Origin of the sequence: Pseudobacteriovorax antillogorgiicola, assembly GCF_900177345.1 — a bacterium.
Lineage (GTDB): Bacteria > Bdellovibrionota_B > Oligoflexia > Oligoflexales > Oligoflexaceae > Pseudobacteriovorax > Pseudobacteriovorax antillogorgiicola.
This window is the reverse complement of sequence record NZ_FWZT01000005.1, coordinates 130435-145118: the sequence shown is the minus strand read 5'-3', so window position 1 is coordinate 145118 and position 14684 is coordinate 130435. Positions and strand designations below refer to the sequence as shown.

The 14684-nt window shown below is 42.8% G+C and carries 11 protein-coding genes and 1 pseudogene; 9 read left to right on the top strand and 3 right to left on the bottom strand.

The genetic code is table 11. The features are described 5' to 3' along the window. The first annotated feature begins 202 nt into the window (after positions 1-202). From B9N89_RS08455 to B9N89_RS08445, 3 genes and pseudogenes are all read left to right on the top strand, one after another. On the top strand, positions 203-508 hold the full coding sequence (locus B9N89_RS08455; protein ID WP_132317419.1) for a hypothetical protein: 306 nt from the start codon (positions 203-205) through the stop codon (positions 506-508). Beyond that, positions 478-864: pseudogene (locus B9N89_RS08450) on the top strand (efflux RND transporter permease subunit); the annotation flags it as partial. The gene B9N89_RS08455 and the pseudogene B9N89_RS08450, both read left to right, overlap by 31 nt. Positions 865-1284: 420 nt before the next feature. Then, positions 1285-2667, top strand: a complete 1383-nt coding sequence (locus tag B9N89_RS08445; protein WP_132317423.1) for a hypothetical protein — start codon at positions 1285-1287, stop codon at positions 2665-2667. An 18-nt stretch (positions 2668-2685) separates the two neighbouring features. Here the strand turns inward: B9N89_RS08445 and B9N89_RS08440 are convergent, their stop codons facing one another. The 3 genes from B9N89_RS08440 to B9N89_RS08430 are packed head-to-tail and all read right to left on the bottom strand — an operon-like array spanning position 2686 to position 7755. Further along, the gene (locus B9N89_RS08440; protein ID WP_132317425.1) at positions 2686-3789 is read right to left on the bottom strand and encodes an ABC transporter substrate-binding protein; all 1104 of its coding nucleotides are present in this window, start codon (positions 3787-3789) and stop codon (positions 2686-2688) included. A gap of 1 nt (position 3790) precedes the next feature. Next, positions 3791-6487 carry an ATP-binding protein gene (locus tag B9N89_RS08435; protein WP_159455238.1) on the bottom strand — a complete coding sequence of 899 codons (2697 nt, stop codon included), beginning with the start codon at positions 6485-6487 and terminating at the stop codon, positions 3791-3793. Positions 6488-6513: 26 nt separating this feature from the next. After that, positions 6514-7755, bottom strand: a complete 1242-nt coding sequence (locus B9N89_RS08430; RefSeq protein WP_132317429.1) for an ABC transporter substrate-binding protein — start codon at positions 7753-7755, stop codon at positions 6514-6516. Positions 7756-8291: 536 nt separating this feature from the next. Between B9N89_RS08430 and B9N89_RS08425 the strand changes: the two genes are divergently transcribed. From B9N89_RS08425 to B9N89_RS08400, 6 genes are all read left to right on the top strand, one after another. Further along, positions 8292-8996: a hypothetical protein gene (locus tag B9N89_RS08425; protein WP_132317431.1), complete on the top strand. Its 705-nt coding sequence runs from the start codon at positions 8292-8294 to the stop codon at positions 8994-8996. Further along, positions 8981-9814, top strand: a complete 834-nt coding sequence (locus tag B9N89_RS08420; RefSeq protein ID WP_132317433.1) for a hypothetical protein — start codon at positions 8981-8983, stop codon at positions 9812-9814. Before B9N89_RS08425 ends, B9N89_RS08420 begins: the two co-directional genes overlap by 16 nt. A 112-nt stretch (positions 9815-9926) precedes the next feature. Continuing rightward, a complete protein-coding gene (locus B9N89_RS08415) occupies positions 9927-11555 on the top strand; it encodes an ATP-binding protein (RefSeq protein ID WP_132317435.1) in 1629 nt (542 codons plus the stop codon). Positions 11556-11729: 174 nt separating this feature from the next. Continuing rightward, on the top strand, positions 11730-12371 hold the full coding sequence (locus B9N89_RS08410) for a hypothetical protein (RefSeq protein WP_132317437.1): 642 nt from the start codon (positions 11730-11732) through the stop codon (positions 12369-12371). 107 nt (positions 12372-12478) lie between these two features. Further along, positions 12479-12694, top strand: coding sequence for a hypothetical protein (locus tag B9N89_RS08405; RefSeq protein WP_132317439.1), 216 nt, complete (start codon positions 12479-12481; stop codon positions 12692-12694). 198 nt (positions 12695-12892) lie between these two features. Further along, positions 12893-14674 carry an ATP-binding response regulator gene (locus B9N89_RS08400; protein ID WP_132317441.1) on the top strand — a complete coding sequence of 594 codons (1782 nt, stop codon included), beginning with the start codon at positions 12893-12895 and terminating at the stop codon, positions 14672-14674. Positions 14675-14684 lie beyond the last annotated feature (10 nt).

Genomic DNA, 14684 nt, shown 5'->3' with positions numbered 1-14684 from the left:
CAGTGTCTGGATCTTCGATCGGAAGTTAATAAGGACTAGATAAGTTTGCGGGACTAAATTATCTGCCTATGACAGAGTTTATGTAAGTGCTTCTAGCTGGGCAAAGGTGCATCATATTATTACAGCAGTACCCTAGGGACATTATGGAATATACGCTACGATCTGGCCAAACATATTCTCTAAGACGTTTCGGAGCCAGCCTTTGTTGCAACTGCGTAGCTTCCATAGCTTGCGAACTAACTTGGCTGCTGTGACCCTCCTAGCCCAGGCTTGTAGCAGTCAGTGGAAGGAGCAGCTAAAGACTCCCGTTGCCATTCCCATGCAGTTTTCACAAAGCGGTTCTGTTACAACACAGGGACCTTGGTGGGGTGTATTTGAAGACGACCAACTTAAGGGTTTGATGGCACAAGGGATGGCTGGAAACTTAGGTCTTAAGGCAGCTCAAGAATGCCTGAAAGCCGCCCGTGCAATAGCAGGGTGGGATATGATTTGTCTTTGGTTAGTCTGATGGGGCTAATTGCATTGTCTGGGGTTGTGGTTAACGATGCCTTGATTATGATTTCCTATGCCAATCAAAAGCGAGACTCACTACCTGCCGATCGAGCCATCAGTGAGTCTGGATTGCGACGTTTTCGCCCTATCTTTCTTACTACTATCACAACGTTTGCAGGTTTAACTCCGATAATTCTTGAAACGTCGAGTCAAGCCAGACACCTCATTCCTATGGCAATCTCCCTTGGGTTCGGGATCTTGTTTGCAACGGCAATTATACTGGTGATCGTTCCATGCTTATACCTAGGGCTAGAAGATCTTGACAGAGTCCTTCAAAAGTCGAAAAAGCTGAGCTTCTTAGCTAGCAAATAATAGGATATTTTCATTGCTAGTGCCTAGTCGATTTGAAGCTTCGGCGTTGCTGACTTCGTCACTCGCTCGTCACCGTACCCAGCACGCCCTGTCTCCTCGATCGCTCCTTGCCGCCTAGCCGAGAATTCAACTTGACTAAGCAATTGGAGCGCTCTGTAAGGACGGTTTAAATTCACTGCTAAACGCGAACTTTATAAGTTGCAAGCGATCCAATGAAGTAACATACCTACTAGGTGCTGTGGATGTTCACAAGCATCCGATATGAAGTCAGACTAGCTGCGTGTCTTTGAAACGTTAACAGTCCCTGCTTCACAATTTATCATATCTGAATTGATCAGCGCTTTTTTAGAGATAAAATCCGTATTTTACATATGAGCGGGGTTAAGTATGAAGAGCTGGCTGTCACATAGAGTTCGATTCATGATTATATCTCTAGGAATTATAACTGCCTTACCGAGTTCAGGTTCTAGTTTTTATAAATACAAGACAATGCACGGGGATCTCTTTGCTAGTGACACCAGTCTGAAATCGGGCCCAACCTTTGCTACGGCAAAGGCTGACTACAAACACCTAAGTGCTGCCTGTCCGACTGTGTTAGCAACTGCGAATCAAATGGTCTTTGCCATCTGTACTAAGCTCTTTAGAAGACAGCCTGTAATATACCTTTTTGATCAGAACTCTCTGAAGCCCTTGGCGGACCTTGAATTTTCGGGAGGAAGTCTTTTGGGTAATATCTATGGTTTCCTGAATGACGAAAATCATCTTGTGGTGATGGATGGTGACTACAAGATTCTCTATATTGAAGCAAGAAATACGAATGGCAACTGGCAACTCCTTATCACGACACAATTCGATCTAGCGCCGGACATTAATAATTTTTGCCAAGATATCGAGTGCGGTGCAATTGCGAGTGTGAATCCTAGCAGCGATGGAAAGATATGGTTTGCTTCTGAGCGCTCTCTAGTGGGGTACCTTGATCCTGTATCACAGGAAGTTTCTATGTTGCAGATAGCTGATGATGAAACTATAGCAAACTCAATATCGTCGTCGAGAAATGGAAAAGTCGCAGTTGTAACGAACAAGGCCTTGTACGTTTTGTCTCGACGAGAAAATAGCAGCGTACAGATCGATTGGAGCGAGACATACCAGAGAGGGGATGGTATCAAGCCGGGCCAGCTTAGCTATGGTAGCGGGGCGACACCGACCTTTTTCGGACCAGAAAACGAAGAATTCGTCATGATTACTGATAATGACAGTCCACGAATGTCACTTTTGGTGTTTAGAGCTGAACCACACGGTAAACGGCACCCCCTTGTCTGTAAGTTAAGACTGTTTCATGAAGGGAACTCGGGAACAGAAAATTCGGCGATTGGCTTTGATAGAAACATTGTTGTTTCTTCCACTTATGGTTATCAATATCCAGTAGACTCTAATCAGAAGCAGCTTCATAAAAATCAAGGAGCATATTTTCTAGGAGGCATGGCTAGAGTTGATATTGCTGAGGACAACAGAGGTTGTCACTTGGTTTGGAATAATGAAATCGCGTCTGCAGCAGTTCCAAAACTGTCTCTTGCTGATGGGCTAATATATACAACAGTACTCCATCAATCATCTATTTCACCATTTAAGATTTTCAACCGATACGACTTTGCAGCGATTGACTTCGAAACAGGGGCGTTAATGAAAAGGAAGAGAGTTAAGTCTGGAATCTTTGGCAATACTCTGCAGATGGCAGGTGATTTCGTTGACAATGGAACCTTTTTTCAAGGTACTCTAGGTGGTATTGTTAGAATTGGCAAATAGACTTGACCAGAAAAATGATTACTCAGACTGCTTAATCGTATCTTCCAGATTTGTGATATGAACCTTCAGGCCTTTGTTATATACTTTGGAAAGATTCCTGAAGTCGATCGTTTTAAGTTGTTCAAACCGAAATGATTTGGCAAGGTGTGAAATGTTGTCTTTGTGAATGGGACTCATCTTAGACTGAATTTGAGTTCCTAGAGAATCAGCAAAGTCAATACCGTGGTGGTAGTCGTGTAGTAAGATAAGGGCCCACGCAGCTTCCATCAAATGACCTCCCATGGACACAGCAATCTTTCCATTCTCAATCCCAGTCAAAGCACCATCAAGCCAGTCAACACCACCGATAAATATGTTTTTGTTTGGTTCTAAACTCTTTTTTATGGCAATTTCAGCGACTTCAAGTGCCATTGCATCGCTTGCAGTCCAGACGATTTTAGGTGCGCTAGTGTTATCCAATAACTTCTCCGCTGTTCTTTTAGCTCGTTTTGGAGACCAGTCGTAGATATATCTATGTTCCTTAAGTTTGACATTGGGGTGGTCTTTGACAGCTTGTTTTAGGCCCTCTGCTCTTAGATAGCCCGGACTCGACTCTTTGCTACCCGAAAGAGCGATCATTTCCAAGGAACCAGTGAAATCCTGCTGCGCAATTGTGATAAGATTCTTTGCCAAGTCATATCCCGCCTTTTCATCATCTGGATGCATATGGCCTAACCAGTTTGGAAATCTGTCCCTGGGTCGGCCAACGTGAACCAACTCTTCTTCGGGTATTGCAGCATTGATCAAAAAAACCTTAGTTTTTGTACTCTTTGTTCTTTCGAGTAATCTAATGGTTTCTTGCCGAACAACATAAGTTATGAGGTAATCCGGTTGGCTGTTAATGGCGTCATCTAAGGCTTTCATGTAGCCAATTAGATTTTCCATTTTCTCGGGAATATAGTCCCCCGCAATATGAATTCTATAGCTTACACTTAGATCTTGAGCGGCCTTTTCAAACACTTTCGAAACTTTTCCCCAGAAAATATTAGATTGCCTTCCAGGCCTAACAAAGGCGACCTTTATCTGAGATACAGCGATGGTATCCAGAACAGTGAGAAACAAGATCAGCATAAAATACTTCATTCTACCCCACCTGCTCGTTTTTGGTTTCTAACTTTGGGCTAAGCCATTTAATTGGCAGTTCAATAACAAATTTAAACGGGGTAAAGCCAGAGGCAGCAGTACCCGCAAGCACTACAGATATTCTACCTCCAAAGGATTCTATATCTGCTTTGACAGCACTTAGACCAACTCCACGACCAGAAATGTCGGTAACAGTTTTTGCCGTGCTAAGGTCCTTCTCGAAGATTGAGTTTGCAACATCTAGATTGGAAAGTTTATTGTTCGACTCTTTTTTTAATCGAACGTCTTCAATCGAAATGCCGCGACCATCGTCACAGTACTCTAAGTTAATATAGTCATCTTTGACTCTGACTCGGACGAAAATCGTACCTTGGACACTCTTTCGAGCCTGTTTGCGTTCCTCGGTTCCCTCGATACCATGGTCAATCGTATTTCGAAGAAGATGAGTAAATATATTGTCTAGTTGATCCTTTCGCTCTTTCTTTATGAAAAGATGTAGCCCCGAGTATTTGAGTACGGGAGTTTCCTTACCCAGCTCCCTCGCAATAGCCTCCATTTGGCCCATAAGCCCGATAAGCTGGGATTCGAGGGATATCTGCGTACCCATCAAGGACTCCGTGATCTGCTCTATTAGGGTATCAACCTTGTTGGTATCAGAGATATACTGGTTCACTGATTTTCTGATTTCTTCAATCTTGTTGTTGGGTAAGTTGAAGTCTTGGCTACTTCGATTAAGCCGAACATCATTGATATATTTATACTGATTAAGGATTTCGATAACTTCTTGAATGCTATTCGAAAGTCTTTCTACTTTCAAAGTAGGTAGAATACTTTGATCCTCACTATGAGATTTGAAACGATCTTCTATGGTGTGAATGACAGAACTTGCGTCTCGTAGTCCATAAAGCCTTAAGAGGCCCTTTGCGGTATGTAAATTCATAAATACTTGATCAAGGTCTTCAGGATCGACCTTTGTGGATGCGAGAATGTCAGTGCATTCTTCTAGAAGATGAGCGGATTGCAGATGCACCTGAGTGTAGGTGGGATGATCAAGTACAATCAATTGCTCGATCTTCGATAGTTCTCCAGCGCGACTCTTACTTTCCTCGCGAAGCTCAATGAGTTCTGTGACATCTCTCACAGTGACCATGATTTTTTGAATGATGTCTTCTTCGATGATGGGGGACCACTCTAGCTCCAAAAGCTGTCTCTTACCATCACGACTTATATTGAGTTCGTGAATTAAGTGCTCACGATTGATCTCAAAAGCAAGGCTATCGTTTCCTAAAGAAGCTGTTACAGCGCTCTTGGTAGCAGCGATCTTCTCTTGAGTGATGGTGGCGGTCGCGAAAAGCAACTCGTCATATCGTTGTCCAGATATTTTGCAGTCTGGAAAGATAGTCTCAAGATAGCATGAGTATTCGTGGTGAATGGTGCCATCTTCCTTAATCGAGAATATTCCTTGCTCAATATTTTGTAGAATTGATTCTATATTCTTTATCTTCTCATTGATTAAGGTCTCTAGGCGACGAGTCATGGACCGAAATGAGGTTTTTAGCAGATCAATTTCATTTGAATAGCCGCATGTTGTATCTATATTGATGTTTTGCCACTCGCTGAGATGGCCATCGGTTATCATATTTGCAGTATTTGATAGATCTTTGATGGGCATAACAATTCTTCTGCGCAGCTGACGCCTTAGAAAGTGAAGCACAACAATGGAATTTCCTGCAATGCTAAAGACTACAATAGCTAACATACCAACGATTTCCTGAATGAGGGTACTTCTAGGGAGTGATGTTGATATGATCGCAATTTTTTTATCAAATAGGAGAATTGGTGAGAAGTAATGTAAGTATTCAATACCATCTATTCCAGTTGATGAAAAATGAGGGCTCTCAGAGTAAGTCTCATTGATTCCAGCTAGATGCTTGTTGTTGAAGTCGAAAAAGCTGATTTTTAATCCAGTCTGGTCTTCGAGCTGCGAGAGAAACGTTTCCGGCATCGGTATGAACGCTTTTATAAATCCATACTTCATGCCTTTAACTAAAAATTGTCCACGATCTTCTTCAACACCATGGTGTTTATTGATCAATGGGTATACAAGTGATAAATATAGACGCCCTCTGCTACCTTGCACCTCAATGTTTTGAGAAAATTTGGAAAGTACAATGGGAAATTTGAATCGAAAATCCTTCGAGAAGTTGTTGTCGCCGGAAATATAGCCATACTCATCTCTCTTGAGCTTCTTGACTGATCCTTTCCCATCGGAGCTAGGGTAGGAGAAAACTGCGCCTCTATCGTTATCCATTGCTCCGAACAATTGATACTCTGATTCCACGGGCTTTAGGTAAACTGATACCTGGTGCAATCCATATTGCTTGCCAAACTCGTTAATTCGATAGAGAAATCGATAGAAGTTGGTCCTTCGCGGGTTAGGACTAGCTAAAGAAAGTAGAGTATCCCTTGAAAGTTCTATATCGTTGTTGATCGCGTCGATGCCGCTCACGATCTTACTAAGGTATTGATTCAGAGAGAGTTCGGTGATTTTTGCAGCATGAAGAGATGAATTTCTAGAACGTTCATGAAATCGATCTGATATTAGGACTCCAGCAACTAGAAGAGAAAGAATTGTGATAACCACGATGCTCGTGAAGATCCAAAGAGAAACACTCTTCGAAATACTTCGGAAATTCATTTCCTCGGCGCCCATGGTTGTCCAATCTATTCGAATTCTTCAAGAACTGAAATGAGTCGATCTCTACCCATTTCAGGTGGCATTGAACTACTCATGAATAAAGATATGACTTCAATCAATGCTCCTTGTATATCGGATGGTTGAGCATTACCATGAGCAAAGCTTGGAGCTAGCAAACCCTTATTTGCAGTTCTAGAAAAGTCTTTGGCAGACTGCTTGGCGCAATTATCAAAACCGTTGAGTAAGACATCTGTTCTAGCGGGGATAGAGCCTTTTCTTTTATTAAACTCTCTTTGAAATTCCTTTGTCATTATCAATTGTGCGAGTTGGCTCTGAGCTTGTTTGGATTTGTTCTCTTTGGTTTTGAAAAATGCAAAGGCATCGATAGTGTAGATAAAGCCTTCAAGGCCGGGAGTCACCCAGCAAATAAAGTCTCTTCCTGGTTGAAGACCAGCACTTAAAAATTCCCCCTTAGCCCAATCACCCATGAACTGCATCGCAGCGCGGCCTTCGATCACTTGTTTGGTAGCTTTATCCCAGTCTAAGCCTTTTCGATCATCAGCCATGAAAGTCGTTAGTTTTCGAATGACTCGAAATACCTTGAGGACCTTGGCAGATTTGGCCACAGTAGCATCTAGATCAATGAACATCCCTCGATAAGTATCGATGCCAGCGATAGCAAGAAGGACCTGCTCAAAGAGCGTCGCATCCTGCCAGGATTGACCTCCATGGGCAATAGGCAGGACTTTAGTCTTAGACTTGATTGCCTCTAGAGTTTCAAAAAGCTCCTTGAAGCTAGAAGGCGCCTTTGCATTGATCTTGTTCATCACTGCAGCATTCATCCAAATCCAGTTGATTCTATGGACATTCAGTGGGACGGAAACATATGATCCTTTATACTTTAATCCTCTTGATACCTCGGTCGGGAGAATGTTGTCCCATTTCTGATTCACAGCAGTACGATTCACTTCTTGTAATGCGCCCATGGAACCCCAATGGGGGATCGACGCCGACTTCAGCTGGACAACCCCAGGAGAATCACCACTGGAAATGCGTTGCATTAACGCTTTGTTGGCATTTTCCCCACCTCCTCCTATGATTTTTGAATCTTTCCAGGTGTGGCCAGAAGATATAAACATCTTTTTAAGTGAATTGACCGATTTTACCTCACCACCCGATGTCCACCAGTGGATGACCTCAAGCTCTTCAGCTTTCAGCTCAAGACTCAGCATGCATATGGCGCTAGCTATGAGGTGTAAAATTTTCATTAGATTCTCCAAAGAGCCTTTGAAGTCATGTTTCAATTCTCTTTAACACAAAGGGAATAGGGGCTGTTGACGTTTGGAATACAAGTTTTTGCTATGTCTTAAAAAACGCGATACGTTGTCGCCCGTCGTCAGCATAGTCCCGATATGCCTCTTCCTCGCTTCGAGCCATGTCTTCATCGAGTCAGACTAGCTAAGTTTGTTCCAAATGCCACCAGCCCTATACTTACATTGGCTTTGTATCGAAAATTTTTGAAATGACTTTAGGTATTACGATTGTCATGTAAGACTCAACAATTTCCACTATGGCTCGTGTTTAGTCGAAAGCTTCGAAAGTCTATACTGGCCCTACCTCTCGTTTACGAGAACAGTCGATCACATATATTTCAAGACCTATCTTATTTAGTATGGAGAAATGGTGTAAGGTGCAGTTATTAATAGAAAAATATAGGGTATTGGAATGGTCCTCACGAGTTCTGGGTGATTTTCCGAAATAGAAGAAAGCACCTTTAAAAATCAGGAGACATGGTATTAATTTAGTGACTGTAACAATGTCATTGGCTTTAGGATCCATAGCATCGCTTGCTGTAGGAAGCCTCGTCGTTAAAACTCAAAAGAGTTTTGCCAAGATTAGTGACAGTCGCGGTTTAAGTGACCTTAAAATGCGTTTGTTAGAGTCCGTCGACTGTGACCAGACTCTCGCTGTGAATCAGTGTGGATCTAAGGGGCAACAGATCACCTTTAGAGATCGGTTTGGGGAGACTTTGTCGAAAGTTGGAAATTACCAAGTTCGAGGACTATGTGCGGACTCACTCTGGGGTCTGAAAGTTGAAATCAAGCTTGATTCTGGCAAACAGTGGCAAGCTCTCTTTTCTGAAGGTATCGAGGTCTGTTCTATCGATCAAAAATTCACCTCTCTACCGAAACCTGACTATGAGTCTACGTGGACTAAGAAGGGTACTACAATTGCGCATCATCTCGGCACTATGGACTACGTGATTGATGTCGAGTACAAAGAGAAAGTCCCAGATCCATCTCATTTCTACCAGTTTTCAACGTCAACCTCTTACGATTCAAATGCCATACTGGGTTTAGGATTCAATCAAACAACTTGGTTCGATAAAACTGAAAACTCGATAACAATTGAAACGGAAGGCCGGTACTTCAGCGGCGGAAGCTTTTCCGAATACAAGTCAAATACAAAGAATGCTTACTACAAGGTGCGGCTATGGAAAATCAATTGATGAACTTGAGATCGGAGCAGGGCAGTGCAATGATGTATGTTATTGTTGCCCTGGGAATCCTGGGAATGGGAGCGAAAGTCCTTAATGATATGACTTATGTGTCGCTGAAAGCACAGAAGAAAGTTGAGATGAGAGGCGACCTTGAAGCAATACGAAGAATGCTACTAAAAACAGTTTCGTGTAAAGAGAGTTATACACCAACGACCTGCCCAGCCAGTGGGGTCGCAGTAAAGCGATTTCTAGGAGGCTCCGTCAAAGAGTTCATTCCCAGCGAAGGGCGGGTATTTGGATCGTGGGCCGTTAAGGTTCAGTGTTCTCCTAGCAATGATGGGCTTATCGCAAGGGCTATCCGAGTGGAAGAAGGCACTGACATCAACAAGATTTCAGATGACTCAATTGTTGTCGATCCACTGACGCAAACTAAAGTAGACTTTTCAGACCCCAGGTCTCTGTTATTTCCTGAAGGAATTAGCTTTTGCCCCGATCGAACGGGATTCCCAACTCCCACCTTTGATAGTGGTTGGGTGGATAATAATCAGACGATTACTCATAATTTGGGAACCCTTGATTACGCTGTGTTTATCGAATGGAAAGAGGTCGGTGGAAACCCACACAATGTAGAATTTGGTTTTGATGCAAGTACAGGATCTTATGGCTTGAATTCTATATCATTTAATCGGGCTAAGTGGGTTGATAAAACGGAAAATTCCATACGAGTAGTCGTCACCGGACAGAGGTATTCGACATCAGGTTCGGCTAATTGGATAAGTAGTCCTCACACCGCGAAGGTACGAGTTAAACTATATCGCTATTTCTAATGATTAGTAGGTAGCGGGAGTGAGTTGAATGTCAATTACTCCTCATTTTGTATAGATTCCTTACGCTTTTATGCCGAAGACAAGGTAAGAATTAGTTTAGTAGGGATTTGTATTGAGTCAAGATGCGAAACAAAAGCTAGGATCTGAGATATCGAGAGTTTTTTATTTCGTCACTAGCAACTGCTCTTTTGGCCTTCAGATCATATCGCCTGAATATCGCTATATATACCTTAACGAAGTTCTTCTCAACCAGATCAAGATGGTGAAAGAAGAACTGGTTGGTAAGAAGATGAGTGATGTATTTCCAGGTATTGAGAAAGCACAGGTCTACTCTGAAATAGAGGCCTGTTTCGCAACGAAGGAACCGCGCTCCTTTGTTAATGAATTTACCTTAGAATCTGGTGAAACGCTCTACTACAATTTAGATTTGGAGTATTTCGACGACTGTGTTGTCATCACATCACGAAATATTACCGAAGCGAAAAGTTTAGAGGTATTGCTTGAGAAGACCAACCAACGCTTAGAAGAAAGTGTGGAGAAACGAACTCAAGAGTTGGGAGCTAAAAACATTCTTTTAGCAGCAGAACGAGATCGAGCAACAGCTGCTGAAAAAGCGTCAAAGCTATTTTTAGCTAATATGAGTCACGAGATTCGAACTCCAATGAATGGCATTATCGGTGTTGCAGACCTTATCCGAGATAACTTAGGCAACCGGAAATTAGCTTCCAAGTGGCTCGATGTCTTGGTTCGCTCCGGTGAAAATCTTTTAAGAATTATCGATGACATCCTATCATATTCGAAGCTGCATTCGACTGCGATCGAGGTAGAGAAGAAGCCCTTTTCACTTTTTGAACTTTACGAGGAGCAACTAACACTTCTTAATTCTCTTGCTGGAGACAAGTCGGGCCTTGAAGTTAGTTCGAACTTCGAATGTCACAGCGAAATCGTAGAGGGTGATAAGTTCCGACTAGGTCAAGTTCTTACCAATTTAATCGGTAATGCGGTAAAATTCACATCGAGTGGCTTCATTGAATTCGATTTTAAGGAAGTCGTGAATAGCGATACTAGCGCTTTACATATCAAAGTAGCGGATTCCGGAATCGGAATGAATCATGATCAACTAGCAAGGATATTTATGCCGTTTTCCCAAGCTGATGACTCAGTAACGAGGCGGTTTGGAGGAACGGGACTTGGCTTAGCAATCTCAAAGGAACTCATAGAGGCAATGAAGGGAACGATCAAGGTAGAAAGTACACCAGGAAAAGGAACGAACTTCGAGCTATCATTTCCACTTGTAAAAACTAGCAAGGTTAGCAAGAAATTATCAAATAACAAACGTGAGATCTACGATCTCGACTTGGGGTTACGCATCTTATTGGTAGAAGACAACCTACTCAACCAAGAAATAGCGACATTTATTCTCAGATCTATTGGATACGATCCAATGGTAGCGGCGACAGGAATTGAGTGCTTGGACTTGATGAAAGAAAATTGCTTTGATGTGATTTTCATGGACTACCATATGCCTGAAATGGACGGTATTGAAGCGACCCGGGCAATACGGTCGAATAAAGATTTGGTGGTACAACCAAAAATTATCGCCTTAACGGCCTCTGCCATGGAGTCAGAAAGAGAAGCGTGTTTTGCAGCAGGGATGGACGATTTTCTAGCTAAACCCTTAAGGCGCAGCGAACTGACAAAAATTCTCGGTAGAATAGAGCCGAGGAAAGCTGTCGTTTGAACCTATCCGACCTATTAGGGTAATAGTTAAAAAAGATTAATAAGGCCCTAGAAGCTTGAGACTGCCAAGGTCTTATACAAGTCATTATAGTATATAACTAATAATCACAGTAGCATATACCTGGCGTCCTTCTTGAATAGATGAGCTACTCATCTATTTTCAAAGGGGACTTCCATGCACATTCGCAAGGAGATGCTTGCGGCAGTTGCCGCATTGCAATTGGTATCATGTTCATCTGATTCTAGCTCTGACAGTGAAGAGACACAAGTTGTTGAGGCCGATTCGGTGGTGGAAGAGGAGCTACCAGAATCAGTGGATGCAGCGCCTTTACCTATCCCAGGGGACGGTGAAAACCCAGAGACTGCGGGTGCTGCATTCGATGCTGCAGCTGTGCAGTTTCAAAGGGAGTACGAAGCCTATGGCCAAAGTTGTATCGCGACGACCACTCTTTTTGGGGGAGATTTTAAATACTTTCTTGGGTTTGTTGAAGATGCTTCATCAAATTTTTCAAACTACGCTCTAGCGTCTATGTCTTGTGAGTTCGACAATGAGATGATCTTACAGAGCTTGGCACAGACCTTAATAGATTTAGATAGCGTGAAATATGTAGAGCTATTACGGGGTCTTACCGAGAGTACAGGGCTTCAGGCTCATTTTGATTCCATTTCAGCATCAGCAGGTGATGGCTTGGTGATAACAGATAAATTCTGGGATAATGCAGCCTCGGGACTTTTTTACGTGATGACATTCGATGCAAGTGCATCCGGAAGCTCAACGATTAGCATTTCCTTGGGTGATCAATCAGTTCTGATGTAGAAATTTATACCTATACATCTGAGCAAATTGCCGTTGGTAAAGAGCGGTATGATAACGGCTTTGGTGAATCACCCTCTTGCGCTAGCTGCCACCAGCAGGTAGGAGGCGTGGACCATGGGCCTCTATTGATTGGAACATGTTCCGATATAGAGGTCGTTGGCGCAATAACTGCTGCTGCATACACACCTGATGAAACGAACCCCAACTCGTTTTGCACAGGATATGAGTTGTCAGTCGACCATTCTTGGGAATTTGAAAGCCTTGAGCAGCAATTAGCTGTGATTGCCTACTTGCGAACTTTGCCTTTGAATATATCGGAATAGAACTCTATTCTGCATGGCCGGTAGGGGAAGTCGTGAGTCCTGATAGGCTTAAAAATGAAAGTGTTTATGAAAAATTTCGATACTTTCGCTTGTTATTCTCTAGGTCTGGCCACAGGATCACCACTTTTTGAACTACAAGATTTCACGTTAAGCCTCTATTTGTAGACTATTACACCGATAGTTGCTGAGGGAGGAAGCGTGAAAAAGATATCCAATACTCTCGTGCGCAAGGTATTTACAACTTACTTTGCAGTTGCAGCTATAATTACAATGGTGCACCTGGGTGTTCAGCTCTACGATGAAGAGGAGCGGGTTGTCAAACTACTGGATGATTATCGTGGCATGACGATAAGTGCTCTTGGAACCGGGCTTTGGAACTTTGATGGCGACTCCCTTGCTTCGAGCTTGGAAGGAGTGATTGAAGCGCCCCTTATTTGCCGGGCAGTAGCTCGATCACCGAAGAGCTTCAACGGAGACGTATTAGCAGATGTTGTGGATAGAGATTGTCCTGTCAGTCAAGATAAATTGCTACCCTATAAATTTTCAGTGATGTACTCAGGAGATGGTGTCGAACAGAGTGATGTCGGAACTGCGACTTTTTATTATAATGGTCAATTTGCACTTGCCAACGCGATTGATCGTGCCTTTCTTATCATCGCGCTTTCGCTAGTCAAAACGGCTATTCTTGGGCTGATTATAGTTTACTGGGCTCGGCGGCTCGTGAAAGACCCTCTCAAGAAGATTAGCGAGTTTTGTGGTTCTTTGAGCGAGCAAGAGCATCACGACTATCAAGCTCAGATTCATAGTGAGGACGAAATTTCGGAATTGGAGCGATCTTTTATCAAGTTACTTGATAAGGTGAGGAGTCTTTCCCAGGAATCACGTGCTAAATCAAACTTCTTATCAAATATTAGCCATGAACTACGGACACCACTCAATGCTATTATTGGTTATAGCCAGATGCTCATCGAAGATCTTGATTGTGCAGAAAAAGTTGAAAGCGATGACATTAAGAAAGATTTGAAGAGTATCGAAAGCTCCGGCAGCCACCTTCTTTGCTTGATAAATGAGATTCTTGATATGGCAAAGGTTGAGTCAGAGCAATTCACTCTCAGACCGAATCACATATCGCCAAGTGACCTTGCTCAACAAGTAAAGATCCTAGTTTCACCATTGATGGTAGCAAATAGTAACCAATTTTCTATCGAAGTTAGCGAGCAGGTCAAGCCTCTCTACACCGATGCCTCCCGCCTGAAACAGATACTCTTGAATTTGCTTAGCAATGCAGCTAAGTACACACACAATGGCTTAATTATCCTTAAAATTGAGCCTATAAAATTGTCTGGATCTGAAGCGGTTTCTTTTTCTGTTCGTGACTCAGGTCAAGGAATTTCACCACAAGATTTGAGGCGAGTCTTCGATAAGTTTGTCCAAGTCCATGATGCGAGCCAAGATAAGTATTCCGGAACTGGAATTGGACTATCGCTATCTAAGGGCCTAGCGCAAAAAATGGGAGGCAATTTAACAGCAACAAGCATTCTAGGGGAGGGTAGTTGTTTTCGACTTGTCATTCCACTTGAAGACCCTCGCTGGGATGCCACTCAAGTGTTAAAACCATCTAAGAGGCTGATGATAATGGATGATGATAGCGATATCCTCGATTTAGCCCAGGAAATGATAGGAGATATTTGTCATGTAGAGGTAGCGAGAACTCTGGACGAAGCCCTAGGAATTTTAACTAAACAGCCAGTAGACCTGCTCTATTTGGATATTCATATGCCCGTTATGGATGGACTCAAAGTCCTAGCTGAAATCCGTCGTCTCAACCTCTGTCCTCCAAAGGTCTACTTTCTATCGGGCACCAGCATCTCTAGCTACTTAGTTAAAGCTCAAAATGCTGGTGTAGAGGGTATCATTGAAAAACCTTTGAGTATTGATAAACTCCTTCAACCATTGAACGAACAACGTAAAGCGTCATAAGTTTGAGGTT

What these genes read in the sequence shown, in the direction of transcription:
- B9N89_RS08440 (WP_132317425.1), bottom strand. Translation starts at nt 3,789, where the DNA reads ATGAAGTATTTTATGCTGATCTTGTTTCTCACTGTTCTGGATACCATC.
- B9N89_RS08430 (WP_132317429.1), bottom strand. Translation starts at nt 7,755, where the DNA reads ATGAAAATTTTACACCTCATAGCTAGCGCCATATGCATGCTGAGTCTT.
- B9N89_RS08445 (WP_132317423.1), top strand. Translation starts at nt 1,285, where the DNA reads ATGATTATATCTCTAGGAATTATAACTGCCTTACCGAGTTCAGGTTCT.
- B9N89_RS08420 (WP_132317433.1), top strand. Translation starts at nt 8,981, where the DNA reads ATGGAAAATCAATTGATGAACTTGAGATCGGAGCAGGGCAGTGCAATG.
- B9N89_RS08410 (WP_132317437.1), top strand. Translation starts at nt 11,730, where the DNA reads ATGCACATTCGCAAGGAGATGCTTGCGGCAGTTGCCGCATTGCAATTG.
- B9N89_RS08435 (WP_159455238.1), bottom strand. Translation starts at nt 6,487, where the DNA reads ATGAATTTCCGAAGTATTTCGAAGAGTGTTTCTCTTTGGATCTTCACG.